1 pseudogene is annotated in these 317 nt (G+C 65.6%); it reads right to left on the bottom strand.

The features are described from left to right. Positions 1-317: pseudogene (locus AC0L3P_RS40245) on the bottom strand (tyrosine-type recombinase/integrase); the annotation flags it as partial.

The following is a 317-nucleotide window of genomic DNA, read 5'->3' as shown; positions in this document are numbered from 1 at the left end:
CTGTCGATGTCTTCGATCCGCAGTCCCGCGACTTCGGAGGCCCTGAGTCCGGCCGCATAGGCCGTGGTGAGCGCGGCACGGCTCTTCAGGCTGGACACGGCCTCGAGGAACTGAACCACTTCGTTGGCGCTGAGCACGACCGGCAGCTTGCGCGGTTCTCGCGCATAGGGAATGCGCTCCGGGATGAGTGCCTCGCCGAGCGTGACGCCGTAGAAAAACCGGAGCGCACAGACGATCTGGTCAGCGCCGGCCATGAGATGCCGGTCGAGACCAGATGCACCTGGAAGGCGCGGACGTCGTCCAGCTCCAACCGGTCA

The organism is Bradyrhizobium sp. WSM4874, from assembly GCF_055811835.1.
This window is presented reverse-complemented; position numbering and strand designations above follow the sequence as displayed.